A 24,588-nucleotide genomic window follows, 5' to 3' on the forward strand; every position below is an offset into this window, starting at 1 on the left:
CCATGGAAGATCCTTTCGTGCGCGGCCGGGAACCGGTCGCGGTGGATGACGTACCATTGGGCGCGCCGACAGGCGGATAGCCTGTCCACTTGACCCTGAGGCTTATCGGATAGCCTGTCCACTTAAGGTGCCCAATGCAGCAGACCTCTCCCGCGTCCCGGCGGGCCGACGCCGAGCACAACCGCGACAAGATCCTCGCCGCCGCCCGCGCCGCGTTCGCGGTTCCCGAGGCCGAGGTCTCCATGGCCGAGATCTCCAGGAGGGCCGGCGTCGGCATGGCGACGCTCTACCGGAACTTCCCCGGCAGGCGCGAGCTTCTCGAGGCCCTGTACGCCGACGAGGTCGCCACCATCTGCGCGGCCGCCGAGACGATCGACGCCGAGACGGCGGGAGCGGCGCTCATGGCCTGGCTGCGGGGGTTCTTCACCTTCATCACCGGCAAGCGGCACGTCGCCTCGGAGCTGCTCAAGCACGTCGACAGCCTTGATCGGATGTTCGACGACAGCCGCTCACGGGTCATGGCCGCCGGCCGGCCCCTGCTCGCCGCCGCCCAACGCGCCCACGAGGTCCGCGAGGACGTCACCCTGGAACAGGTCCTCGACATGGTCCACGCGATCGCGACGATCCAGGGCGACGACCGGTACCTCGAACCGATCCTGCGCACCGCGCTCGACGGGCTCCGCCCCGGGCCGGCGTAGCCGCGGCGGGCCGCCTGCCGGTTCGAGTCCGGACGGTTCGAGTCCGGGCGGTTCGACGCGCTGGACGGTCGGCGAGCGGTCATCGGCTCGGTCACACCACCGCGTCGGCCCAGGCCAGGCTGAGCTTCCAGGCCGCGGCACGAGTCGCGGGGTCGTAGGAGATGTCGGGTGAGCGCGTCTCCCGATCGCGGACGTAGTAGCGGCCGGTGACGCCGGCGAGGCCGGGGGAGGTGACCAGGCGCAGTGCGGCCTCGGCCCCCTGCTCGGGAGTGAGCAGGCGTCGGTGGATGAACGACCGGAACGGCGCGAGGACGGCGGGGACGAGGTCGTTGACGATGCCGGTGCTCACGATGCCGGGATGGACGGCGTTGACGGTGACGCCCGCGTCGCGCCAGCGTTCGGCGAACTCGTAGCCGCAGATCGTGGCCAGCAGTTTGGCTCTGGCGTACGCGGCGAAGGGGACGTACCCGTCGGCGGGATTGATGTCGCGCGCGTCGGTGACGCCTGACAGGTCGAGGGGGACGGGCCGAGGGCGGCCGAACAGCGGCACGGGGCGGGCGTCGGACATCGTGGCCGACACGACGTTGACGACGCGGGCGTCCCCGGCGGCGAGCAGGTGGCCCTCCAGCAGGTGGGTGAGGGTGAATCCGGCGAGGTGGTTGACCGCCAGGTGCGCTTCCACGCCGTCGGCGGTCAGCAGGCGCTCGCGGTAGTGCGCGCCGGCGTTGTTGACGAGCAGGTGCAGGCGATCGTGGCGGGCGGTGAACTCGGCGGCGAGCCGGTGCAGGTCCGCGCGGGAGGCCAGGTCGCCGGTCAGGACCTCGACGAGGTCGGCGCCGATCTCCTGGGCGATCCGCCGCCGCAGCGTCTGGCCGCGGTCGTGGTCGCGGCTGGTGGTGACGACGTGCACACCGGCCCTGGCGAGTGCGGTGGTGATGACCTGGCCCATCCCGCCGGTGCCGCCGGTGACGAAGGCGGTGCGGTGGTGCGGGTCGGCCGGGAGGCGTGCGGCGCTCACGAGGCGATCCGCAGGGCGCGGCGCAGGTAGGCCGGTTCGATGGTCTCCTTCACGAGGAAGTCGGCCAGGTCGGCGCGCGAGACGGCTGTGGTCAGCCGGATGCGCAGGTCGGTGCCGGTGCGGTAGTGGCCGGTCGGCGCGGTGTCCCTCAACGCGGGTGGCCGGACGATCGTCCAGTCGGTGTCCGACGCGCGGATCAGCTCCTCCATCGCCTCCTTGTCGCGCATCTTGGCCCCGACCGAGGCCCACAGCGCCAGCGAGTAGGGGGAGCGGTCGCGGCTCTCGGCCGCGCCGTGGGCGCTGACCGCCACCAGCCGGCGGACGCCGGTCACGTTCATCGCGTGCAGCGCGGAGCGGATGCCGTCGGCGCACACCGTGGCGGGGCCGCGGGCCGAGGGGCCCAGGGCGCTGACGACCGCGTCGTGTCCCGCGATGACGCCGGCGAGACGCTCGTCGGCCGGGCCGGGGAGGCCCAGGTCGGAGATCACCTCGACGGTGAGCCCGGGGGCGGGCGGCAGTGCGCCGGCCCGGCGGGTGACGGCGGTGACGGCGTGCCCGGCGCGCAGGGCGGCCTCGACGACGGCCCTGCCGGTACCGCCCGTGGCGCCGAGGACGACCATCCCGGCGACTTTTGAGTCATTCTGTCTCATAGTCGAATCTTGGCATTCATTCGACTTTTGAGTCAAGTTGTCTCATAAGATGAGGCATGGCCGACACTCCTGATCCGCGGGTGACCCGCAGCCGTGAGGCGATCCTCGCCGCCGCGCGAGAACTGTTGCGCGAGGAAGGCCCCTCCGCCGTCACCCACCTGCGGGTGGCCGCGCGAGCCGAGGTCGGCCGCGCCACCGTCTACCGCCACTGGCCCCGCTCAGAACAGCTGCTGACCGACGCGATGGCCGACGTCCCGATGCCCTTCTTCCTCGCCCCGGCCACTCCCGTGCGACCGTGGCTGGAGCGGCACCTGCGCGTACTCGCCGACCAGCTCGCCCTGCCCGACGTCCTGGCGGTGACGACCACACTCGTGCAGGGCGCACGGTCGCGACCACAGATCACCACCCAACGCGACCAGCTCGCCACCACCATCGGGCGGCAGCTCCGTGCGGCGCTGACCTTGGCGGAGCAGGCGGGGGAACTCCAGGCGGCGGGCGATTCCCGCGACGCCCCGGCCCTGATGATCGGCCCCCTGCTCTATCGCGCCCTGCTCGAACCCGGCCCGGTGTCCGACGATCTGATCGACCGCCTGCTCGCCGCCGCGGGCACGTGGACCACGGACCGCCACGCCTGAGCCGGCCTGCCAGCGGGTCAGCCGAGGGTCAGGTCCTGGAGGCCGACCACGCGCAGCAGTTCCAGCCGCTCGTAGGACCCGCTCCCCGGCTGGGCGGTGTAGACGATCAGCCGCTGGTCGTGCTCGGGGTTCAGCAGCACCTCGCAGTCCAGCTCCAGCAGGCCGACGACCGGGTGCAGGAAGCGTTTGACGCCGCCGCGGCGTACGGCGACGTGGTGGGCGTCCCACAGCGCGGAGAACTCCTCGCTGCGGGCGCGGAGCCGGCGGACGAGCCCGGCCACCCGCGCGTCGTCCGGGCGGCGGGCGAGCGTGGCGCGCAGGTCCGCCACCGCCACGCGGGCGGCATGGTCCCGGTCCTCGGCCGGGAAGAGCTCCCGCGCGGAGGGGTCGGTGAAGTAGCGCCAGGTGACGTTCTGATCCGCCCCGGAGCGGGCGGACGCGTCGCCGTGCAGCGCCTTGTCCATCGCGTTCTGCGCGAGGACGTCGCCGCGATCGCTCATCACCTGGGCGGGGACGTCGGTGAGCCGGTCCAGGACGAGGAGCAGGCCGGGGCGGACGTGCTCGGTGGACGGTCGGTTGCGCGGGGGCTCCTCGCCGGCCAGATGGAACAGGTGGTCCCGTTCGTCGCCGGTCATCCGCAGCGCGCGGGCGACGGCGGCGAGCATCTGGCGGGACGGGTGTGAGCCCCTGGCCTGCTCCAGCCGCGTGTAGTGGTCGGTGGACATGCCCGCGAGCTGCGCCACCTCCTCGCGGCGCAGCCCCGGGGTGCGGCGCCGGGCGCCCGACGCCAGCCCCACGTCTGCGGGGGCGAGCCGGGAACGGCATCGGCGCAGGAAGTCGGCCAGTTCGGTTCTGTCCACACCCCCACCATGCCCCGGGACGCCGGCCGCAGCCAGGGACCGCCCGTCCCCGGATAGGGACGTCTCTCCCGCCGGCGCCCGCGCCGCCGCACGCTGGCATCACCTCATTGACGAAATTCACGAAGACAGGGTTGATCCGCATGCAGTACCGCACGCTCGGCCGGACCGGCATCAAGGTCAGCCCCTACGCGCTCGGCGCGTTGATGTTCGCCACCTCCGTCGGCAACCCCGACCCCGGCGACTCGGCCCGCGTCATCCACAAGGCGCTGGACGCGGGGATCAACCTCATCGACACCGCCGACGCCTACGGCGACTCCGAGGAGGTCGTCGGCAGGGCGCTCAAGGGGCGGCGGGACGACGTCGTCCTGGCGACCAAGGTCGGCCGCCCGACGGGTGAGGACCCCAACCACCAGGGCGCCTCACGGCGCTGGATCATGACCGCGGTCGAGAACTCGCTGCGCCGCCTGCGGACCGACCACATCGACCTGTACCAGCTCCAGCGGCCCGACCCCACGACCGACATCGAGGAGACGCTCTCCGCGTTCTCCGACCTGATTCACGCCGGGAAGGTCCGGGCGATCGGGACGTCCACCATGCCGGCGTCCGACATCGTCCACGCCCAGTGGGTCGCCGATCGGCGCGGCCTGCACCGGTTCCACACCGAGCAGCCGCCGTACTCGCTGCTCAACCGCGGCATCGAACGCGAGGTGCTGCCGGTCGCCCAGCGCCACGGGATGGGCACGCTGGTGTGGGGCCCGCTCGGGCAGGGGCTGCTCACCGGGCGCGTCCGCAGGGGCGGGCGGAACGAGCTGCGCCGCGCCGGCTTCTTCGAGCACCTCAACGACGAGCGCCGTCTCGACACCGTTGAGCGGTTCATCTCGCTCGCCGAGGAGGCCGGCCTGCCGCTGACCCACCTGGCCATGGCGTTCGCGACCGCCCATCCCGGCGTGACCAGCGCGATCGTCGGGCCGCGCACGATGAGCCACCTCGACGACCTTCTCGCCGGCGTCGACGTGGCGCTGAGCGGCGACGTCCTGGACCGGATCGACGAGATCGTCCCGCCGGGCACCGACGTCGGAACCCTGGACCAGGCGTACGTGCCGCCGGCCCTCCAGCGGGCGGGCCTCCGCCGCCGGCCGACCGGCGAACGCGCGGCCGCCTGACGAGTCCCGGGCACAGCGGGGGATGCGGAAAAGGAGGACGCTCACTCCCCTCCACTCTCAACCTATAGCGCACCTGGGGTCTTGCGGCAAGACCCGGGTCGTGCCGCAGAATCGTCGGCCGGAGCCGGAACCCACGGGAACCGGCTTCCGGGGATCAGGGATTCGACGTCGACGATCTGGGGGGTTCGATGATCGACGTGATCGTCGCCGGCGGGGGGCCGACCGGCCTGATGCTGGCCGCCGAGCTGCGGCTGCACGACGTGAGCACGCTCGTGCTGGAGAAGGACGCGGAGCCGGCCAAGTACGTACGCTCGCTCGGGCTGCACGCGCGCAGCGTCGAGGTGATGGACCAGCGCGGCCTGCTGGAGCGCTTCCTCGCGCACGGCCGCAAGCACCCGGTCGGCGGCTTCTTCGCGGGCATCCCCAAGCCGGCGCCGGACCGGCTGGACACCGCGCATCCGTACGTCCTCGCCATCCCGCAGACCACCACCGAGCGCCTGCTGTTCGAGCACGCCGCCGAGGCCGGCGCCGACATCCGGCGCGGCCACGAGGTGGCCGGGCTGAGCCAGGACGAGGACGGGGTGACCGTCGAGCTGGCCGACGGCACACGGCTGCGCTCGCGCTACCTCGTCGGGTGCGACGGCGGCCGCAGCACGGTGCGCAAGCTGCTCGGCGTCGGATTCCCCGGCGAGCCCGCCAAGGTCGAGACGCTGCTGGGCGAGATGGAGGCGACCGAGGATCCGGCGACGATCGCCGCCATCGTCGCCGACGTCCGCAGGACCGAGCTGCGGTTCGGGCTCGGCCCGCTGGGCGACGGGGTGTACCGGGTCGTCGTGCCCGCCGAAGGGGTGGCGCCGGACCGCGCGGTCCCGCCGGTCCTTGAGGAGGTCAGGCGCCGGTTGCGCGCCGTCGCGGGCACCGACTTCGGCGTGCACTCGCCGCGCTGGCTCTCCCGCTTCGGCGACGCCACCCGGCTGGCCGAGCGGTACCGGGCCGGCCGGGTGCTGCTGGCCGGCGACGCGGCGCACATCCACCCGCCGGCCGGCGGCCAGGGGCTGAACCTCGGCATCCAGGACGCGTTCAACCTCGGCTGGAAACTGGCCGCCGAGGTCGGCGGGTGGGCACCGGAGGGCCTGCTGGACAGTTACCAGGCCGAACGCCGCCCGGTGGCGGCCGACGTGCTGGACAACACCCGCGCGCAGATGGAGCTGATGTCCACCGAGCCGGGTCCCCAGGCGGTGCGCCGGTTGGTGGCGCGGCTGATGGACTTCGAGGAGGTGAACCGGTACCTGGTCGAGCAGAACACGGCGATCGGGGTGCGCTACGACTTCGGCGGGGGGCACGAGCTGCTCGGCCGGCGGATGCGGGACGTGCGGCTGAAGCGGGGCCGCCTCTACGGGCTGACGCACGCCGGCCGAGGGCTGCTGCTCGACCAGACCGGCCGGCTCTCGGTGGCGGGCTGGGCGGATCGGGTCGACCACGTCGCCGACGTCAGCGAGGAGCTGGACGTGCCCGCCGTGCTGTTGCGGCCGGACGGCCACGTGGCCTGGGCCGGCGAGGACCAGCGGGACCTGCTCGGCCGGCTGCCGACGTGGTTCGGCGCCGCCACCGGCTGAGCGCGCGGCCGTGGCGATCGCACTTGCCCCGGGCGGTGAAGCTCGTATACTTCGTCAAGTACGTACTTTACGATGTGCTCGGAGTTGACGGATGGATCCGCGGGAAAGCGAGTTCGTCGACCGGATGGGCCTGGTCATGGACCGGCTCGGCGCGACGCGGACGATGGGCCGCCTGTACGCCTGGCTGATGATCTGCGCGCCGCCGCACCGGTCGCTCACCGATCTGGCCGCCGAGCTCGGCGTGAGCAAGACCGCGATCAGCACCGTCGCCCGGCAGCTCGAGGCGGCCGGGATGATCGAGCGCGTCCCCACGTCGGGCCGCGAGCACTGCTACCGGGTGGTCGGCGGCGGATGGGCGCACGTCATGCGGGTCCAGGTGGCCGCCCTGCGACCGGCCCAGGAGGCGCTGGAGTTCGCGCTGTCGGTCGTGGACGACACCCGGCCGGAACAGCGGGCCCGGCTGAAGGAGACCCAGGAGTTCTTCGCCTTCACCGAGCGCGACGCGGACGAGTTCCTCCTGCGCTGGCAGGAGTACCGCAAGAAGGAAGACGACGTACGGAGCGCCGGATGAACGGGAGAAGATCGACTTTCGCGGCCTCGCCGGCGAGGAGGTGGCCTGGACGCTCGTCGGCACCCTGTACCTGCGCGCGTGGGAGAGCCGCCTGCCCGCGCCGATCCTCGGTGACCACTACGCGGCCGAGGCCGTCGACCGGATCGACTACGACTTCGCCAGTGTGCTCTGCCGCAGTGAAAACCACGACCAAGGAGAGACGATGACCGACATCGTCAAGCGCTACGACATCCCCGACCGGCTCTTCTGGCTGCACGGCACGCGATCGGGCCCGCCCGTCGAGTACGACGCCGCCGCCGGCATGTGGAACGTCTACGGCTACCCCGAGATGCAGGCGGTCCTCGGCGACCCCGCGACGTTCTCCTCCGACACCATGCGCGTGGTGCCCCCGAGCATGAAGCCCGACAGCTCGGAGTTCTCGCTGGACGGCTTCATCACCCAGATCGACCCGCCGGAGCACGGCAAGCTGCGCAAACTGGTCAGCAGCGCCTTCACCCGCAAGGTGGTCGCGGACCTCGAGCCGAGGATCGCCGCCCTCACCCACGAGCTGCTCGACGAGGCGCGCGACCGGGGCCGGGTGGAGCTGGTGACCGACCTGGCCTACCCGCTCCCCGTCATCGTCATCGCCGAACTGCTGGGGGTGCCCAGCAGCGACCGCGCCCTGTTCAAACGGTGGGCCGACGCGCTGTTCCAGCGGGACGCCAAGATCTCGATCGCCGAGTCGGCCGGCCCGCAGGAGGTGGACCTCCAGGCCACGCTGGGGCCGTGGAAGGAGATGGCCGACTACCTCGCCGCCCACGCCGCCGAACGCAAGCGGCAGCCGCGCGCCGACCTGCTCACCCGGCTGGTCCAGGCCGAGGTGGACGGCGAACGCCTGCCCGACGACCAGGTGGTCAACTTCGCGATCGTCCTGCTGCTCGCCGGGCACATCACCACGACGATGCTGCTCGGCAACACCGTCCTGTGCCTGGACGCCCACCCCGAGCAGCAGGACAGGATACGGGCCGACCGCGCCTCGATCCCGGCCGCCATCGAGGAGTCCCTCCGCCTGTTCACCCCGTTCGCCCTGCTCGCCCGGGCCACCACGCGCGAGACCGAACTCGGCGGCGTGACGATCCCGGCCGACCAGCTGGTCATGATCTGGCTCGGATCGGCCAACAGGGATCCCCGGCAGTTCGCCGACCCCGCCGCCTTCGATCCCGGCCGCGCCCCCAACCCGCATCTCGCCTTCGGTCACGGCATCCACTTCTGCCTGGGCGCGCCCCTGGCCCGCCTGGAGGGACGTGTCGCGCTGAACATCCTGCTCGACCGGTTCGACCCCCTGCGCACCGACCCGAACGACCCCGTTCAGTTCATGCCCGCCCCGACCATGACGGGAATCCGGCACCTCCCGCTGGTCTGACCCTCATCAGGGCGCGGGGGTCACCCCGGGGCGGTCCAGGCCGGCGGCCAGGTCGGCGATGGCGTGGTCGATCTCCCGGCGCAGGATGGCCATGGGCGGCGTCTCGTCCGGGCCGGCGTGTTCGAGCCACCGGCCCAGGACGACGCGGAGCGCCGTCAGCGCGGTCGCCGCGCACAGCGCCGGGTAGATGTCGGTGACGGCGGGTCCGGCGCCGGGCTGGAGCCGGTCGGTGATGGCGTCGGCGAGCGCCTTCTCCTGGGCGGCCAGCACGGCCAGCTCGTGGGGGAGCAGCGACGGCGTCCGGCGGATGAGCTGGATCGCCCTGATGTAGTCCCGGCTGGTCGCGGCGTCGTGGTCGATGAGGGCGAGCGCGGCCTGGCGCAGCGCCCGCAGCACCGACTCGGTGGCGGGCCGGGCGCGGAACCCGGCGATGAGCGCTTCCGCGCCGGCCGCGGCGGCCGCCGCCACCGCCTCCTCCTTGCCGGAGAAGTAGTTGAAGAAGGTCCGCGTCGCGATGTCGGCCTCGACGGCGATCTGCTCGACGGTGATGTTCTCCACGCCGTGGCGCAGCGCGAGGCGCAGCGCCGCCTGGCGGATGGCGGCCCGGGTGACCAGCTTCTTGCGCTCGCGGCGTCCGACCACGGCCGCCTCACCGGCCTGGGACATCCCGGTCAGGACCATGTGACGGGCAGGGAGTGGACCCCGAAGATGAGCATCTCGTTGCGCAGCGGCACCTGGTCCGCGGGTACGGCGAGGCGCAGGTCCGGCATGCGGGTGATCAGCTCGCTCAGGCCCACGCGCATCTCCGACCGGGCGAGCTGCTGCCCGAGGCACTGGTGGATGCCGTGGCCGAAGGCCAGGTGCGTGGACCGGGGCCGGTGCACGTCGAAGCGGTCGGGGTCCTCCCACTGGCGGGGGTCACGGTTGGCCTCAGGCGTGGCGATGATCACGGTGCCGCCGGCGGGGATCCGCACGCCGTCGACCGTGACGTCCTCGATGGCCACCCGGCTGACGCCCATCTGGATGATGGACAGGTAGCGCAGCAGCTCCTCGATCGCGTTGTCCATCAGTGCCGGGTCGGCGCGCAGCGCGGCGAGCTGGTCGGGGTGCTCCAGCAGGGCGAAGGTGCCAAGGCCCAGCATGTTGGCGGTGGTCTCGTGCCCGGCGCCGAGCAACAGCAGGGCCACGTCGGTGAGCTGGGCGTCGGTCAGCGGCGGGTCGGTGTCGTGGATGAGACCGTACAGGATGTCGTCGCCCGGCTCGGCACGCTTGGCCGTCACCAGTCCCTGGATGAAGCCGTACAGTCCCAGACCTGCTTGGACCCGCTCCTGCTCGGGGGTCGTGGAGTTCAGCGCGATGGCGGTGCGTTCCTGGAACTCGGCCCGGTCGGCGTAGTCGACGCCGAGCAGCTCGCAGATCGCCAGCGAGGGGATCGGCAGCGCGTAGGCGGGCACGAGATCGGCCTCGGTGCCGGCCGCCATCATGGCCTCGATGTGCTCCACGGCGATCTCCCGCAGCCGCGTCTCCAGCGCCTTCATCCGCCGGACGGTGAACTGGCCGGTGAGCAGCCGCCGCAGGCGCGTATGCTCGGGCGGGTCCATGAAGACGAACATCCCGTCGGTGCGGCTCTCGACCTTCGGCGCGATGCCGCCGGCGGACGGGCCGCTCCCGGCCGCGGCGGCCAGCCGCTCGACCTCGTGCGGCTGCAGCGTGGTGACGTCGGGGTAGCGCATCCGGTCGGAGCTGAAGCGGGGGTCGGCGAGGATGGCGCGGGCCTCGGGCAGGCCGCTGACCAGCCAGGTGGGAGCGCCGTTGAGGAGCGTGAGCGGCTGGACCGCGCCCTGGTCACGCCGCTCCCGTACGCCGGACGGCGGATCGAAGGGGCACCGGCCCCGCTCCACCATGTCGGCCGGCAGCATCCGGCGGATCTGCGTCGGGGACTGCGTCGTCGCCCTTCCGTCACGGCCATCGGTCTGCTCACCGGGAATCGCCATCACCACATCCTCGTCTCGCGGCACGCCGCGCTCACCCGTCGCCGTCTCGTGCCACCCTACCGACCGAACGTGCACGATGCGCATGAATGCACGATACGCACGATTTATCCGGGCAGGCGTCCACGAGACGGGAGGGGTCGTCGAAGACGGCCTTGAGCGGAGGAGGGCCGGGCCGAGGGGGATCACCGCCGCTTCGCGAGCACGCGGCGCGGGGCCAGGGGAAAGGAGGTCGTCCCACTCCTTTCCACTCTCAACCTATAGCGCACCGGGGGACTTGCGGCAAGCCCCCGGTCATGCCGCAGAATCGTCGGCCGTAGGCCGGCACCTGACCACCGGCCGAGACCAGATCCACGAATACGGGGAATGCGGAATGCGTGTGTTGTCGTCGACGTACGGGTCGTGCGGGGACCGGGAAAGTGCCTCGTCACCTCAGATCGGAGCCGATGCGTGAGCCCTCTGACCACCAGCGCGTTCGACCTTCCCGGCCACCTCGCCCCCAAGGCCGCCCCGGCGCTGATCGCCGGTGACGAGCGGCACTTCGCCGCCATCGCCGAGAGCCTCGAGCAGACGATCATCGACCTGTCCGGCCGCCTCGACGCCGAGCTGAGGTCACCCGGCGGCAAGGGCAGGCAGGCGCTGGACCGGGACCTGGAGATCCACCGGCTGACCGCTCGCCTGCGCGCCCTGCGCCGCTTCGGCCTGGACCTGTGTCTTGGGCACATGGTCGGCGCCGACGACCCCGAACCCGTGTACGTCGGGAGGCTCGGCCTCACCGACCCCACGGGCCGCCGGCTGCTGCTCGACTGGCGGTCCCCGGCGGCCGAGCCGTTCTTCGGGGCCACCCACGCCAACCCGATGGGGCTGGCGAGCCGCCGCAGGTACCGCTGGACCCGCGGCCTGATCAGCGACTACTGGGACGAGGTGTTCACCTCCGAGGGGTTCGAGGGGCACGCCGCCGCGCTCGACGACCAGTCCGCGTTCATCGCCAGCCTGGGCGGCGACCGGTCGGGCCGGATGCGAGACGTGCTCGGCACCATCCAGGCCGACCAGGACGCCATCATCCGCGCGGGCTCTCGCGGCGCCCTCGTCGTCGACGGCGGACCGGGCACGGGGAAGACCGTCGTCGCCCTGCACCGCTCGGCCTACCTCCTGTACGCCGACCCCCGCCTCGGTCACCGCCGGGGCGGGGTGCTGTTCGTCGGCCCGCACCAGCCCTACCTGGCCTACGTCGCCGACGTCCTGCCCAGCCTCGGAGAGGAGGGCGTACAGACCTGCACCCTGCGGGACCTGGTCGCCGAGGGGGCCGCGGCCGCGACCGAGACCGACCCGGAGGTGGCCCGGCTGAAGTCGTCGGCGGACCTGGTGGAGGCGATCGAGCCGGCCGTCAGGTTCTACGAGAACCCGCCCACGACGGGGATGACGATCGCCACCCCCTGGTCCGACCTCTGGCTGGGCACCGACGACTGGGCCGAGGCGTTCGAGGCACCGGAACCCGGAACCCCGCACAACGAGGCGCGCGACCAGATCTGGGAGGAGCTGCTCACGATCCTGATCGGCAAGACCGACGGCGAGGAGGTCCCGCCCGGCCCGCTCCGCAGGTCGCTGCTGCGGAACAGGGAGCTGCTCACCGCCCTCAACAAGGCGTGGCCGCTGATCGAGGCGGCCGACCTGGTCGGAGACCTGTGGACGGTGCCCGCCTACCTGCGCAAATGCGCTCCCTGGCTCAGCACCGACGAGGTCCGCAGGCTTCAGCGCGAGGACGCCCAGGCCTGGACGGTGTCCGACCTGCCGCTCCTGGACGCGGCGCGGCAGCGGCTCGGCGACCCCGAGGCGTCACGGCGCAGGCGCCGGCACCAGGCCTCGGTCGCCGCCGAACGCGAGAACATGGCCAAGGTCGTCGACGCCCTGCTCGAGGCCGACGACGACGGCGAGGGCGCGGTGGCGATGCTGCACGGCCAGGACCTGAAGGACGCCCTGGTCGACGGGACCGCGGTGCCCGGCACCGAACCGGACCTGCTCGCCGGCCCGTTCGCGCACATCGTCGTGGACGAGGCCCAGGAACTGACCGACGCGGAGTGGCGGATGCTGCTGCTGCGCTGCCCGTCCCGGAGCTTCACCATCGTCGGGGACCGGGCCCAGGCCAGGCACGGGTTCACCGAGTCCTGGCAGGAACGGCTGCGGCGGATCGGGCTCGACCGGATCACCCTGGCCTCCCTGAGCGTCAACTACCGGACGCCGGAACAGATCATGGCCGAGGCCGAACCGGTCATCCGGGCCGTGCTCCCGGACGCCAACGTGCCGACCTCCATCCGAAGCGGAGGGGCCCCCGTCGTCCACGGATCCGCTGCGGAGCTGGACGCGGTCCTGGACACCTGGCTCGCCGGGCACGCCGACGGGATCGCCTGCGTCATCGGCGATTCTGCGGTCAAGGCGAGGCCCCGCGTCCGGTCGCTGACCCCGGAGCTGTCGAAGGGGCTGGAGTTCGACCTGGTCGTCCTCGTCGACCCCGAGGCGTTCGGCGAGGGTATCGAAGGGGCGGTCGACCGCTATGTCGCGATGACCAGGGCGACCCAGCGGCTGGTCATCCTCACGAGCCCCTGACGTCTTGCCTTATCGGCAACAGGAGTTGGCGGCCGGGCCGTCGTGGGCCACAGTGGTCCGATGACCGACGACATCACGGCAGGTCCGACCACGTCCGACGCTCCCTCGCCCGCAGGCGCGTACCTCGGCGACCCCGCGGCGCGGGCGGAATGGGACAAGCGGTACGCCGAACGGGACCGGCTGTGGAGCGGGCGGCCCAACGGCGCGCTGGTGGCCGAGGTCGCCGGGCTCACGCCGGGGCGGGTGCTCGACGTCGGCTGCGGCGAGGGCGCGGACGCCGTCTGGCTGGCGGGCGGCGGCTGGGAGGTGACCGCGCTGGAGGTCTCGGGCGTGGCGCTGGAGCGGGCGGCCGGGCACGCCAGGGACGCCGGCGCTGAAGTCCGATGGGTGCACGCCGGCCTGGCGGAGGCCGGGCTCCCGCCGGCGTCCTTCGACCTGGTCTCCGCGCAGTACCCGGCATTGCCGCGCACCGCAGGCGCCCTGGCCGAGCGGGCGCTGCTCGCGGCGGTCGCGCCCGGCGGGGTGCTGCTGTTCGTGCACCACGCCGGGGTGGACGCCCACCAGGCGCGGGAGGACGGCTTCGACCCGGCCGACTTCGTGTGGCCCTCGATGGTGCTCGCGCTGCTCGACGACGACTGGGAGGTGGAGGCGCACGAACAGCGGGCGCGCGTCGCACCCGAGGGCGGGGCCGGCGCGCACCATGCCGAGGACCTGGTGGTACGCGCGCGCCGGCTGCGCTGAGGCCTCCTTCCGCGCCGAGGCCCCTCTCGCGTTGAGGCCTTCGTCCGCGCTGAGGCCTCCTTCCGCGCTGAGGTTTCGGCGGGGTCACCTGTCCTTGCGCATCAGCAGGTGCCCCCGGCGGTACCGTTCCCCCTCGCCCGGCTCACGCAGCATCCGGCCGATCTCGGCGAACCCGGCCTCGCCCGCCAGCCCGGCGAGCTCGTCGATCGGCCACCGGTAGGCCGTCGTCACCTTGTGGTCGAACGCCGTGACCGCCTCGCCCTCGGACTCGAAGAACCCGAGCAGGAGGTGGCCGTCCGGGGCGAGCACCCGCCGGAACTCGGTGAAGTACGAGGGCATGACGTGAGGTGGGGCGTGGATGACCGAATACCAGGACACGACGCCGCGAAGCTCACCGTCGGCCAGGTCCAGGGCGTCCATGGAACCGACCTCGAACCGCAGGCCCGGGTAGGCCCGGCGGGCCAGGCCGATCATCACCGGCGACAGGTCGACGCCGAAGACGTCCAGCCCCAGGCCCCGCAGGTGCGCGGTCGTCTGCCCAGGCCCACATCCCAGCTCGGCGACGAGCCCGGTGCCGGCGGCCTGGACGAACTCGGCGAACACGGCGAGCACCGCACGATCCAGCGGCAGGGCGTCGAGCGCGTCACGCGCGAACTCGGCGTAGACGACGGCCATGGCGTCGTAGGCGTCCGCCGTGGCATCGAGGTGTGTGGAGGATTCGGTCACAAGCGAGCAGATTCGCCGAACTTCGCGCCCGATGCCAACTCGGCGCGTCCTCCCTGCGGCCAGGCCATGGGCACCGGGAGGCGGACGGGCCGCCCGTTTGGTAAGCGGACAGCCTATCCGCTACAGTCATGTGGACAGGCTGTCCGCTTCGCTGCGGACTCCGTCTCCCCGCCGTGATCCGCTCACGGCAGCACAAGGAGCTCTCCATGGAATACCGACCCCTGGGACGCACCGGCGTCTCGGTCAGCCAGTTGTGCCTCGGCGCGATGATGTTCGGCGCCTTCGGCAACCCCGACCACGAGGACTCCGTCAAGGTCGTCCACCGCGCCCTCGACGCCGGGATCAACTTCGTCGACACCGCCGACTTCTACTCCGGCGGGGAGTCGGAGCAGATCGTGGGCGAGGCGCTGAAGGGCGGGCGGCGCGAGAACGTCATCCTGGCCACGAAGGCCGGCCTGCCGTTCGACGAGAACCCCAACCACCGCGGGGCGTCGCGGCGGTGGATCACCCAAGCGGTCGAGGGCTCGCTGCGGCGGCTCGGGACCGACTGGATCGACCTCTACCAGATCCATCGTCTCGACGCGGCCACCGACGTCGACGAGACCTTGGGCGTCCTGTCGGACCTGGTGCACGCCGGGAAGATCCGGATGTTCGGCGCGTCGACGCTCGCCGCCTCCGAGATCGTCGAGGCCCAGTGGACCGCCGAGCGCCGCGGCCGTGAGCGATTCCGCACCGAGCAGCCCACGTACTCGATGCTGACCCGCGCCATCGAGTACGACGTGCTGCCGGCCTGCGTGCGCTACGGGATGGGCGTCCTGACCTACAGCCCGCTGGCCGGCGGCTGGCTGTCCGGCTCCTACCGCAAGGACCGGGAGATCGCCGGGCCGGGCTCGCCGGCGCGGCGGAACCGTTTCGCCGCGAACTACGACACCACCTCCGCGGTCAACGCGGCGAAGCTCGACGCCGCCGACGCCCTCGGGGCGCTCGGCGACGAGGCCGGGCTGACCCTGGTCCAGATGGCGGTGGCGTTCGCCACCCACCACCCGGCGGTCACCTCCGCGATCGTCGGCCCGCGCACGATGGAGCACCTCGAGTCCTACCTGGCGGCCGACGGCATCACCCTGCCGGCCGACGTCCTCGACCGCATCGACGAGATCGTCCCCCCGGGGCACACGGTCAACGTCGCCGACAACATGTGGGGCACCAGCACCTCGGCGCTGAACGCCGCCTCGCGCCGCCGGTGAGACGGCCGGGGCTCAGGCTTCGGCCGCGCCCAGCCATTCGCTGATCCCGGCCAGCGCGCCGGGGCCGTAGTCGGAGGTGACGTCGCGGGCCAGGTCGGCCACGGAGACCGACCGCAGGGCGTCCCGCCAAGCGGCCTCGGCTCCGGCCATGGCGCGGGTGATGGCACAGGGGGCGGTGCAGGCCTGCGGCGGGGCGGCCAGCGGGCCGCGCTGCCGGATCTCGGTGCAGACGAACGCGGGGCCGGGCCCGTCGACGGCCTCGACGACGTCGAGCACGGTGATCAGCGCGGGGGAGCGGGTGAGGACGTAGCCGCCCGCCTTGCCCTGGACCGAGCGGACCAGCCCGGCGCGCGAGAGGGCCTGGAGCTGCTTGGCGAGATAGCTGGGGGACACGTCGTGCAGTTCGGCCAGCCGGGCGGCCGGCGCCGGTTCCCGCACCGACGTCAGCACGACACAGCAGTGCAGTGCCCACTCGACACCACCCGACAGCTTCACTTCTTCACCCTAATCCACCTCCCCGTTAACTCGGACCAGATTTGTCCGTGTATCATCTCGGACATCGAGTGTCCGAGTTAGCGGGCACCGGACATCTGGGTCATCTGGGTCATCTGTGTCGACAAGGAAGGCAGGACGTGTCATGAAGTTCGCAGTCATCGGCGGAACCGGGCTGATCGGGTCGCAGGTCGTGCGGGACCTGAACGCGGCCGGGCACGAGGCGGTGCCGCACTCGCTGTCCACCGGGGTCGACGTGCTCACCGGCCAGGGCGTGGACGCGGCGCTGGCCGGCGCCGACGTGGTCGTCAACCTGACCAACTCCCCGACCTTCGACGACGCCTCGCCCGCGTTCTTCCAGACCTCGATGGACGTCCTTCTGGCCTCGGCCCGGCGGTCGGGCGCCGGGCACTTCGTCATCCTGTCCATCGTCGGCGTCGACCAGGTCCCCGGCCTCGACTACTACCGCGCCAAGACCCTCCAGGAGGACATCCTCAAGGCCGGGCCCGTCCCCTACTCCATCGTCCGCGCCACCCAGTTCATGGAGTTCGTCGAGGCCGTCCTGTCCTGGACCGCCGACGGCGACACCGTCCGCCTGCCCCGCACCCCCGTGCAGCCGGTCGCCGCCGCCGACGTCGCCGCCACCGTCGCCGACGTCGCGGCGGGGCCGCCCCTGGGCGGCACCCTCGACCTGGCCGGCCCCGACACCTACCCCCTGGACGAACTCGGCCGGATCACCCTCGCCGCCAAGGGCGACACGCGCTCGGTGACCACCGACGACACCGCCGGCATGTTCGCCGCCGTCCACGGCGACGTCCTCACCGCCGGGCACGGCGCCCGCATCGCCCCCACCCGCTACACCGACTGGCTGAAGTAAGCGGGCTAGCGCGAATCGCGCTCCGCCTGTTCGGCGAGGCGCTTGATGGTCGCCAGGCGGCGGTCCCAGTCGGAGGCCAGGGCGGCCATCCACCGCGCCGTCGCGTCCAGGGCCGCGGGGCGCACCGCGTACCGCACCTCGCGTCCCACCCGGCCACCGGAGACCAGCCCGGCGGCCTCGAGGACGGCGAGATGCTTGACCACCGCCTGCCGTGAGACCGGGACCCCTCCGGCGAGCATCGTCGCGGTGGCCTCGCCCCGCGCGGCGAGCAGGTCGAGCAGCCGGCGCCGCATCGGGTCGGCCAGCGCCACCAGGACGCCGTCGACCGCCTCCGCCGCGCCGCGACCCTCCTCCGCCCCACCGGCGACGGCCGGGCCCGCGCTTCGTTCGTCCGTCACACGGACGACTGCTCGGCGCGCTTCTTGAACGCGTCCAGCACCTGGGGCCAGCCTTCGGTGTTGTCCTTCACCGCCCGGCCGCGCACCTCCTCGGTCCCGTTCAGCGCCGCGAACCCGCTCTCGACGACGCGCAGGCGCGTCTTGTCTCCCTCGGGGGTCAGCGTGAACTCCACCAGCGTGCTGTTGTCCGCGCGCAGCTCCTGTCCGGGGAACGCGCTGGTCCAGCGGTAGGCCACGTAGGTCTGCGGCCGGACCTTCTCCACGCGCACCGGGAACTCGCCGTACTGCGGGTTCTTGGCCACCATCGTCTCGCCTTCCCTGGCCACCGTGCCGACCAGGCTCGCCTCCTCGGCCACCCAGAACCCGGGCTGGTTCACCAGCGACCACACCCGCTCCAGGGACGCCGCGATCAGGGTCTCGCGCTCGATCCGATCCTCGCTCATGAGGGACTCCTTCGTCTTCACCGTCACCAATTGACGCAACCCCAGAGTTGCACATCGCGTCATCGAAGCGCAACTCGAGAGTTGCACCCCATTGGGCCGTGCGGTGGAACACCCTTCTCTTTTGCGGAAATAGGCGGATCCGCTTGAGGAGTACATACTGAATATGCATACTTGGTATCCATGTCGATCAGACACGGGCTGCTCGCCCTGCTCAGCAGAGGGCCCCGGCACGGCTACCAGTTGCGAGGGGAGTTCGAGGCGTCGACGGGGGCGACCTGGCCGCTCAACATCGGCCAGGTCTACACGACGCTGTCCCGCATGGAACGCGACGGACTGGTCGCGCCGGGGGAGTCGGACGAGCAGGGCCGGGTCGTCTACACGATCACCGCGGACGGCCGGGCGGAGATGGCGCGATGGTTCGGCACCCCCATCGCCCAGTCCGACCGTCCGCGGGACGAACTGGTCATCAAGCTGGCCATGGCCGTCGCCGCCAAGGAGGTCGACGTCGCCGAGGTGGTCCGCAGGCAGCGGACGGCGACCATGCGCGCCCTCCAGGAACTGACCAAGGCCAAGCGGGCCGTCACGCAGGGCACGGCCCAGCGGCTCGTGCTCGATTCCATGATCTTCCAGGCTGAGGCCGAGCAACGGTGGCTGGACCACTGCGAGGCCGTTCTCAAGGAGGAACGATGACGGTCGTACGGCTGTCCGAGGTGGCCAGGGTCCACGGCGAGGGGGCGACGGCCGTACACGCCCTGAGGGACGTGAGCCTCGAGGTCGGCGCGGGGGAGCTGGTCGCGGTCATGGGCCCGTCCGGGTCCGGCAAGTCGACCCTGCTCAATCTCGCGGGCGGGCTCGACCGGCCCACGTCGGGGACGGTGCGCATCGGCGAGCGGGACCTCGCCACCGTGCGCGACCTGGCGGCGCTGCGCCGCCGCGACGTCGGCTACGTCTTCCAGGACCTCAACCTGATCACGTCGCTGACGGCCGCGGAGAACGTGATGCTGCCGCGCGAGCTGGACGGCGTGCGCTCGCGCCTGGCCCGGGAGGAGGCCATGGCCGTGCTGACGGAGACCGGCACGGCGCACCTGGCCGACCGCTTCCCCGACGAGCTGTCGGGGGGCCAGCGCCAGCGGGTCGCGATCGCCCGCGCCCTGGTGGGCGAGCGGCGCCTGCTGCTGGCCGACGAACCGACCGGCGCGCTCGACACGCGCGCCGGTGACGAGGTCCTGGAGATATTACGCACCCGCTGCGACGCGGGCGGGGCGGTGCTGCTCGTCACCCACGAGCCGCGCTACGCCGCGTGGGCCGATCGTGTGGTGTTCCTCCGCGACGGAATGATCAGCGACGCCACGGACGCGCCGCTGACGAGCGCCCGATGAGCGCCGTCCGCGCCGCGCTGCGCATCTCCCGCCGCGCCGCGTGGCGTTCCCGGGGACGAAGCGCGCTCATCATGGTGATGATCGGCCTGCCCGTCCTGGTGATCACGGCGATCCTCACCCTCTTCGAGACCATGACCGTCACTCCGCAGGAGGGACTGCCCGCCGAGATCGGCGCCGCCGAGGTCCGCCTCGTGCGGGTACCCAAAGGCACGGTGCTCCAGCAGCAGCCGAACGGGTCGAGCTGGGAGACCGGCGTCGACGGAACGGCCGCTCCCGAGCCCGGCGCGGCGGAGGTGGCGGCCCTGCTCGGACCGGGCACCCGGGTGATCCACCTCAGCACCGGCGTGCTCCGGCTGGGCACCGGACAGGTCGACGCGGTGGAGACCGACCTGCGCGATCCCCTCACCAGGGGGATGCTGACACTGAGCGAGGGCAGGTTCCCCGCCGCCCGCGAGGTCGCGGTGACACCCGCGTCCGGGCTTCGGCCCGGCGACCTCCTGCGGCCGTCCGGCGCGGCGCCGCTGACGGTGGTCGGCGTGGTCGACCACCCGAACCGGCCCTCGCTCCGCCAGGTCGTGGGTCCGGATCTGCCGCTGGTGCCCCTGGACGGCATCTGGTCGCCCAACCTGTACGGCCCCGGCTGGCTCGCCGGCACCGCCAGGCCCGTGTCCTGGGCCGACGTGCCCGCGCTGAACAGGGCCGGTCTGTACGTCATCTCCCGCACGATGCTCGCCGACCCGGTCATGGCCCGCGCGTCGGCCCCCGGCGTCCAGGGCGTGGTCGGGATCGGCGCCATGGTGATCGTGGTGATGCTGGAGATCGTGCTGCTCGCCGGGCCCGCCTTCGCGGTCGGGCTCAGGAGGCGGCGCAGGGAACTGGCCGAGATCGCGGCGCAGGGCGGTTCCGCCGGGCACCTGCGGACGATCGTGCTGGCCGACGGGCTGGTCCTCGGCGGTGCCGCCACCGTCGTGGCGACGGTGCTGGGCATCGGCGCAGGAGTGCTGGGCGCGTCGGTCCTGGCGCGATGGGGAGGGCAGGTAGGCCCGCCGGGGGTGCCGTGGACGCCGGTCCTGTGCGTCGCCGCGCTGGGCCTGCTCACCGGGCTGGTGGCGGCGCTGGTACCCGCCGCGCAGGCGGCCAGGCAGAACACCGCGGCCGTGCTGGCCGGCCGCGCGCCCGCGCCGGCCGATCGGCCGGGATGGCCGCTGGCGGGGGCCGTGCTGGTGCTGGCCGGGCTGGGGGCGACGGTGGTCGCGCGCCGCCAGCCGGGCTCGGTGTGGGTGCTCGCCTCCGCGGTGCCGGTCTTGGTCGGGCTGGTGGCGCTGACGCCATGGCTGATCCGCCTCACGGGACGGCCGGCCGCGCGGCTGCGGCTCCCGCTGCGGGTGGCGGTCCGCGACGCGGTCCGCAACCGTTCACGGACGGCGAGCGCCGTGGCGGCCGTCATGGCGGTCACGGCCATGGTCGTGGCGATCGGCATCGGCACCCAAAGCGAGTACATGGACCGGCGGAACGCCTACACCTCGGCGCGCCCGACCGGCATGCTGGCGATCTGGGGCGGCAAGATGGCCGACGCGACCTGGAACGGACTTCGCGCGGAGACGGCCCGGCGGTTGCCGGGCGTGCCGCTGGCCGCCGGCTACCAGGCGAACGACGCCAAGGGTCACCGCTACGCGTTGCGATACACCGTGCGATGGAACGGGACGCGCACGCGTCGCTCGGTGGCCATCGGCGACCAGACCCTCCTCAGGCTTTTGCAAGGGCGCCACGACCCGCGGGCGGCCGCGGCGCTGGCGAGCGGCAAGGCCGTGGTGTTCGACGCGGCCGCCGTGCGGGACGGCAAGCTGGCGCTGCGGGCGAGCTCCACGTCCGGCCCCCCGCGCAGGTTCGAGGTGCCCGCCGTGACGGCCACGCCCGCCGACGAGTACCAGGGCGGTGCCCTGCTGCCGCGCGCCCTGGTCGAACAGGCGGGTTTCTCCACGGTGGAGCGCCAGCTCTACGCCATGTACCGGCCGCCGGCCGGCTCGACGTTGTCGGGCGATCTCCACAAGGTGGCCTCCCGCGTCACGGTCGCCTCCGAGGAGGGCTACCGCAACACGCCCGATCCCGGACTGTGGGGCTGGCTCGTCGGCGCCCTCGTCCTCGTCGTCGGCGGCACGCTGGCCGCCACCCGCCTGGCGGCCGCCGACATGCGGCCCGACCGGGCGACGATGGCGGCCATCGGCGCCCAGCCAGGGACCCTGCGGATGGTCGTGGCCGGGCAGGCCCTCTACATCTCCGGACTCGGCGCGCTGGTGGGGCTGGTCGCCGGAGCGGTCACGGGCGTGGCGCTGAGCAGGCCGATGACGACGCAGGGCGCCGGTGATCCCGCCACGTTCGCCATACCGTGGCCGTTCGTGGTCGCCGTCGTGGTCGGCCTGCCCGTTCTGGCGACCGTCGCGGCGCTGGTCACCCGGACCGTGCCGCCCCTTGCGCGCCGGCTCCTGTGACGCCGACCCCGAATCGGTCCTGACCGCTCTAGGCCGCCCTGCAGTTGCCTGGGTCAGCCGTCGCCGTTCCCCGTCGGCTCGGGGGCGAAGTGCTGAACGGCGAACGCGACGGCCGCGGCGATGTCGTCGTCCCCGGTTCCCCAGGCGGCCTGGATCACCGCTCCCCAGGCGTGGCAGCCACGGGTGGCGAAGTCCCGCACCTCGGGCGCGTCCTGCCAGGTCACGGGGTCGAGGTCGGTGCCGCGCAGGAACAGGTCGAGGCCGAGCAGCGCCAGATCCCAGCCGCCGCCGATCCCGATGGTGCCGCCGGGCCCGTAGGTGCGCACCAGCTCGTCGACGATCTCGGCGGGGGAGGCGTGCTCCAGCTCAAGGACGGTGCCGCCGTCGCCGCCGCGCGCGAGGCGGACCTCGACCTCGGTGACCATGCCCTCACCGAGGCCCCAGGTCACCTTGATCAGGTGGGGTTCCTCGCAGCGCAGGATCTCCCCACCGGCGTTGCCCTTGAGCTGGAACCTGCCGCCGGGCCGCAGGTCACCGTCGATCGGGGCCAGCCATCGGCCGATCCGGTCGGGCTCGGTGCAGGCGCTCCACACGTCCTCGATCGGGGCGTCGTAGGAACGGCGCAGCAGCAGCGACCGCCCGTCGCCGGTGGTGACCGGGTGGTCGCCGATCTCCCGGTGGGTGGCGTTGATCTGGTCAACGATGTCGATCACGTGTCTTCCTCGTTCGTCGTCGGAGGTGGCCGATCCGCGGCGCTGCGTCCCGGCGGTGTTCTCGTGCCGTGCCCGGCGTTCACGCCCGCCGCGTGAGTTCGGTGTCCAGCGCGTCCAGGCGCCGGGTCCAGAACCGGCGGAAGCGGTCCAGCCAGATGTCGACCTTCTGCAGGGGCGCCGGGTCGACGGCGTACAGGCGCCGGGAACCGTCCGAGCGGACGGTCGCGAACCCCGACTCCCGCAGCACCCGGAGGTGCCGCGACACCGCCGGCTGCGAGATCCCGAACTCGGCCAGGATGGCCCCGCCGACCGCGCCGGCGGTCTGCTCGCCGTCGGCGAGCAGTTCCAGGATCCGGCGCCGCACCGGATCGCCCAGCACATCGAAGGCCTGCACGGCACAGAGAATTTCACCAACGGGTTATATAAGTCAAGCCTGAAATAAGGCCGTGACTAGAAGTCCATGTCGCCGCCGCCCGGCATGGCCGGACCGGCCGGGGTCTTCTCGGGCTTCTCGGCGATGACGACCTCGGTGGTCAGGAACAGGGCGGCGATGGAGGCGGCGTTGCGCAGGGCCGAACGCGTCACCTTGGCGGGGTCGATGATCCCCGCCGCGAACATGTCGACGTACTCCCCGGTCGCGGCGTCGAGGCCCTCGCCCGGCGCCAGGCCGCGGACCCGCTCGGCCACGACGCCGCCTTCGAGGCCGGCGTTGATCGCGATCTGCTTCAGCGGCTCCTCCAGGGCCTTCTTCACGATCGCGGCGCCGGTGGCCTCGTCGCCGGTCAATTCGAGCAGTTCGAACGCCTTGGCACCGGCCTGCAGCAGGGCCACGCCGCCGCCGGGGACGATGCCCTCCTCGACGGCCGCTTTCGCGTTGCGGACGGCGTCCTCGATGCGGTGCTTGCGCTCCTTGAGCTCGACCTCGGTCGCCGCGCCGGCCTTGATGACGGCGACGCCGCCGGCCAGCTTGGCGAGGCGCTCCTGGAGCTTCTCCCGGTCGTAGTCGGAGTCGGTGCGCTCGATCTCGGCGCGGATCTCGCCGACCCGGCCGGCGATCGCGAGGGCCTCGCCCGAGCCGTCGACGATCGTGGTCTCGTCGGAGGTCACCACGACCTTGCGGGCCCGGCCGAGCAGGTCCAGGGTGGCGGTCTCCAGCTTGAGGCCGACCTCCTCGGCGATGACCTGGCCGCCGGTCAGGACGGCGATGTCGGCCAGCATGGCCTTGCGGCGATCGCCGAAGCCCGGCGCCTTGACCGCGACCGACCGGAAGACGCCCTTCATCTTGTTGACGATCAGCGTGGCCAGGGCCTCGCCCTCGACGTCCTCGGCGATGACCAGCAGCGGCCTGCCGGACTGCACGACCTTGTCGAGCAGGGGCACCACCTCCCTGTTGGCGGACACCTTTCCACTCACGATCAGGATGTACGGGTCGTCCAGCACCGCCTCGAACCGGTCGGAGTCGGTGATGAACAGCGGGGCGATGTAACCCTTGTCGAAGCGCATGCCCTCGGTGAGCTCCAGCTCCAGGCCGAAGGTGTTGCTCTCCTCGACCGTGATGACGCCTTCCTTGCCGACCTTGTCCATGGCCTCGGCGATCATCTCGCCGATCTGGGTGTCGCCGGCGGAGATGGAGGCGGTCGAAGCGATCTGCTCCTTGGTCTCCACGTCCTTCGCGATCTTCGAGAGCTCCTCGCTGACGCGCTCGACGGCGGCCTCGATGCCCTTCTTCAAAGACATCGGGTTGGCGCCGGCGGCCACGTTGCGCAGGCCCTCGCGTACCAGTGCCTGGGCCAGCACGGTCGCGGTGGTGGTGCCGTCACCCGCGACGTCATCGGTCTTCTTCGCGACCTCCTTGACGAGCTCGGCCCCGATCTTCTC

Annotated in this window: 25 protein-coding genes; 13 read left to right on the forward strand and 12 right to left on the reverse strand. The window is 72.4% G+C overall.

Annotated elements, in window-relative coordinates; all coding sequences use genetic code 11:
• Positions 1-134: 134 nt before the first annotated feature.
• Entirely contained in the window at positions 135-698 is a 564-nt protein-coding gene (locus tag NYZ98_RS26740) for a TetR/AcrR family transcriptional regulator (protein ID WP_262846189.1), read from the forward strand.
• A gap of 91 nt (positions 699-789) precedes the next feature.
• On the opposite strand, the gene NYZ98_RS26745 is transcribed toward NYZ98_RS26740, so the two are convergent.
• Together NYZ98_RS26745 and NYZ98_RS26750 are read right to left on the reverse strand one after the other, a co-directional pair.
• Entirely contained in the window at positions 790-1,716 is a 927-nt protein-coding gene (locus NYZ98_RS26745; RefSeq protein WP_262846191.1) for an SDR family NAD(P)-dependent oxidoreductase, read from the reverse strand.
• A complete protein-coding gene (locus NYZ98_RS26750) occupies positions 1,713-2,366 on the reverse strand; it encodes an NAD(P)-dependent oxidoreductase (RefSeq protein WP_262846193.1) in 654 nt (217 codons plus the stop codon). Before NYZ98_RS26750 ends, NYZ98_RS26745 begins: the two co-directional genes overlap by 4 nt.
• Positions 2,367-2,446: 80 nt before the next feature.
• On the opposite strand from NYZ98_RS26750, the gene NYZ98_RS26755 reads away from it, so the two are divergent.
• Positions 2,447-3,001, forward strand: a complete 555-nt coding sequence (locus NYZ98_RS26755) for a TetR/AcrR family transcriptional regulator (RefSeq protein WP_262846195.1) — start codon at positions 2,447-2,449, stop codon at positions 2,999-3,001.
• Between the two features lie 17 nt (positions 3,002-3,018).
• On the opposite strand, the gene NYZ98_RS26760 is transcribed toward NYZ98_RS26755, so the two are convergent.
• Entirely contained in the window at positions 3,019-3,861 is an 843-nt protein-coding gene (locus NYZ98_RS26760; RefSeq protein ID WP_262846197.1) for a helix-turn-helix transcriptional regulator, read from the reverse strand.
• Positions 3,862-4,001: 140 nt separating this feature from the next.
• Here NYZ98_RS26760 and NYZ98_RS26765 point away from each other — a divergent pair, with 140 nt between their 5' ends.
• The 4 genes from NYZ98_RS26765 (at position 4,002) to NYZ98_RS26780 (ending at position 8,613) form a co-directional block, all read left to right on the forward strand.
• Complete coding sequence (locus tag NYZ98_RS26765; protein WP_262846199.1) at positions 4,002-5,024, forward strand: aldo/keto reductase; 1,023 nt, start codon at positions 4,002-4,004, stop codon at positions 5,022-5,024.
• Positions 5,025-5,212: 188 nt separating this feature from the next.
• Entirely contained in the window at positions 5,213-6,640 is a 1,428-nt protein-coding gene (gene rox, locus NYZ98_RS26770; protein WP_262846201.1) for a rifampin monooxygenase, read from the forward strand.
• A 91-nt stretch (positions 6,641-6,731) separates the two neighbouring features.
• Positions 6,732-7,211, forward strand: a complete 480-nt coding sequence (locus NYZ98_RS26775; protein WP_262846203.1) for a GbsR/MarR family transcriptional regulator — start codon at positions 6,732-6,734, stop codon at positions 7,209-7,211.
• Positions 7,212-7,251: 40 nt separating this feature from the next.
• The gene (locus NYZ98_RS26780) at positions 7,252-8,613 is read left to right on the forward strand and encodes a cytochrome P450 (RefSeq protein ID WP_262846206.1); all 1,362 of its coding nucleotides are present in this window, start codon (positions 7,252-7,254) and stop codon (positions 8,611-8,613) included.
• A gap of 6 nt (positions 8,614-8,619) precedes the next feature.
• Here NYZ98_RS26780 and NYZ98_RS26785 read toward each other — a convergent pair whose 3' ends face one another.
• Positions 8,620-9,279, reverse strand: coding sequence for a TetR/AcrR family transcriptional regulator (locus NYZ98_RS26785; RefSeq protein WP_262846208.1), 660 nt, complete (start codon positions 9,277-9,279; stop codon positions 8,620-8,622).
• A 5-nt stretch (positions 9,280-9,284) separates the two neighbouring features.
• Complete coding sequence (locus NYZ98_RS26790; RefSeq protein ID WP_262846210.1) at positions 9,285-10,607, reverse strand: cytochrome P450; 1,323 nt, start codon at positions 10,605-10,607, stop codon at positions 9,285-9,287.
• 447 nt (positions 10,608-11,054) lie between these two features.
• On the opposite strand from NYZ98_RS26790, the gene helR reads away from it, so the two are divergent.
• Positions 11,055-13,208 (forward strand): RNA polymerase recycling motor ATPase HelR, encoded by a 2,154-nt coding sequence (gene helR, locus NYZ98_RS26795; RefSeq protein ID WP_262846212.1) that lies wholly within the window; start codon positions 11,055-11,057, stop codon positions 13,206-13,208.
• A 60-nt stretch (positions 13,209-13,268) separates the two neighbouring features.
• On the forward strand, positions 13,269-13,949 hold the full coding sequence (locus NYZ98_RS26800; protein ID WP_262846214.1) for a class I SAM-dependent methyltransferase: 681 nt from the start codon (positions 13,269-13,271) through the stop codon (positions 13,947-13,949).
• Between the two features lie 84 nt (positions 13,950-14,033).
• Here the strand turns inward: NYZ98_RS26800 and NYZ98_RS26805 are convergent, their stop codons facing one another.
• A complete protein-coding gene (locus NYZ98_RS26805) occupies positions 14,034-14,624 on the reverse strand; it encodes a class I SAM-dependent methyltransferase (protein ID WP_262846244.1) in 591 nt (196 codons plus the stop codon).
• Positions 14,625-14,881: 257 nt separating this feature from the next.
• Between NYZ98_RS26805 and NYZ98_RS26810 the strand changes: the two genes are divergently transcribed.
• Positions 14,882-15,919, forward strand: coding sequence for an aldo/keto reductase (locus NYZ98_RS26810; RefSeq protein WP_262846216.1), 1,038 nt, complete (start codon positions 14,882-14,884; stop codon positions 15,917-15,919).
• A 12-nt stretch (positions 15,920-15,931) separates the two neighbouring features.
• On the opposite strand, the gene NYZ98_RS26815 is transcribed toward NYZ98_RS26810, so the two are convergent.
• Positions 15,932-16,414 carry an RrF2 family transcriptional regulator gene (locus tag NYZ98_RS26815; RefSeq protein ID WP_262846218.1) on the reverse strand — a complete coding sequence of 161 codons (483 nt, stop codon included), beginning with the start codon at positions 16,412-16,414 and terminating at the stop codon, positions 15,932-15,934.
• 142 nt (positions 16,415-16,556) lie between these two features.
• Between NYZ98_RS26815 and NYZ98_RS26820 the strand changes: the two genes are divergently transcribed.
• Entirely contained in the window at positions 16,557-17,288 is a 732-nt protein-coding gene (locus tag NYZ98_RS26820; protein ID WP_262846220.1) for an SDR family oxidoreductase, read from the forward strand.
• 5 nt (positions 17,289-17,293) lie between these two features.
• Here the strand turns inward: NYZ98_RS26820 and NYZ98_RS26825 are convergent, their stop codons facing one another.
• A complete protein-coding gene (locus tag NYZ98_RS26825) occupies positions 17,294-17,686 on the reverse strand; it encodes an ArsR/SmtB family transcription factor (RefSeq protein ID WP_262846222.1) in 393 nt (130 codons plus the stop codon).
• Positions 17,683-18,129 (reverse strand): SRPBCC domain-containing protein, encoded by a 447-nt coding sequence (locus NYZ98_RS26830; protein WP_262846223.1) that lies wholly within the window; start codon positions 18,127-18,129, stop codon positions 17,683-17,685. The genes NYZ98_RS26825 and NYZ98_RS26830 overlap by 4 nt, the downstream gene beginning before the upstream one ends.
• Positions 18,130-18,309: 180 nt before the next feature.
• Between NYZ98_RS26830 and NYZ98_RS26835 the strand changes: the two genes are divergently transcribed.
• From NYZ98_RS26835 to NYZ98_RS26845, 3 genes are read left to right on the forward strand one after another with little or no spacing between them, the layout of a single operon-like run.
• Positions 18,310-18,819, forward strand: coding sequence for a PadR family transcriptional regulator (locus tag NYZ98_RS26835; protein ID WP_262846224.1), 510 nt, complete (start codon positions 18,310-18,312; stop codon positions 18,817-18,819).
• Positions 18,816-19,508 carry an ABC transporter ATP-binding protein gene (locus NYZ98_RS26840; RefSeq protein WP_262846226.1) on the forward strand — a complete coding sequence of 231 codons (693 nt, stop codon included), beginning with the start codon at positions 18,816-18,818 and terminating at the stop codon, positions 19,506-19,508. The genes NYZ98_RS26835 and NYZ98_RS26840 overlap by 4 nt, the downstream gene beginning before the upstream one ends.
• Complete coding sequence (locus NYZ98_RS26845) at positions 19,505-21,997, forward strand: FtsX-like permease family protein (RefSeq protein WP_262846228.1); 2,493 nt, start codon at positions 19,505-19,507, stop codon at positions 21,995-21,997. Before NYZ98_RS26840 ends, NYZ98_RS26845 begins: the two co-directional genes overlap by 4 nt.
• 53 nt (positions 21,998-22,050) lie before the next feature.
• Here NYZ98_RS26845 and NYZ98_RS26850 read toward each other — a convergent pair whose 3' ends face one another.
• The 3 genes from NYZ98_RS26850 to groL all read right to left on the reverse strand — a co-directional run.
• Complete coding sequence (locus NYZ98_RS26850) at positions 22,051-22,710, reverse strand: SRPBCC family protein (protein ID WP_262846230.1); 660 nt, start codon at positions 22,708-22,710, stop codon at positions 22,051-22,053.
• Positions 22,711-22,789: 79 nt separating this feature from the next.
• On the reverse strand, positions 22,790-23,104 hold the full coding sequence (locus NYZ98_RS26855; protein WP_262846232.1) for an ArsR/SmtB family transcription factor: 315 nt from the start codon (positions 23,102-23,104) through the stop codon (positions 22,790-22,792).
• A 56-nt stretch (positions 23,105-23,160) separates the two neighbouring features.
• Positions 23,161-24,588 (reverse strand): chaperonin GroEL (groL, locus tag NYZ98_RS26860; RefSeq protein ID WP_262846234.1); only part of this gene is annotated, 1,428 nt, incomplete at its 5' end.

It is taken from the genome of Sphaerisporangium corydalis (assembly GCF_025506355.1).
GTDB classification, from domain to species: domain Bacteria; phylum Actinomycetota; class Actinomycetes; order Streptosporangiales; family Streptosporangiaceae; genus Sphaerisporangium; species Sphaerisporangium corydalis.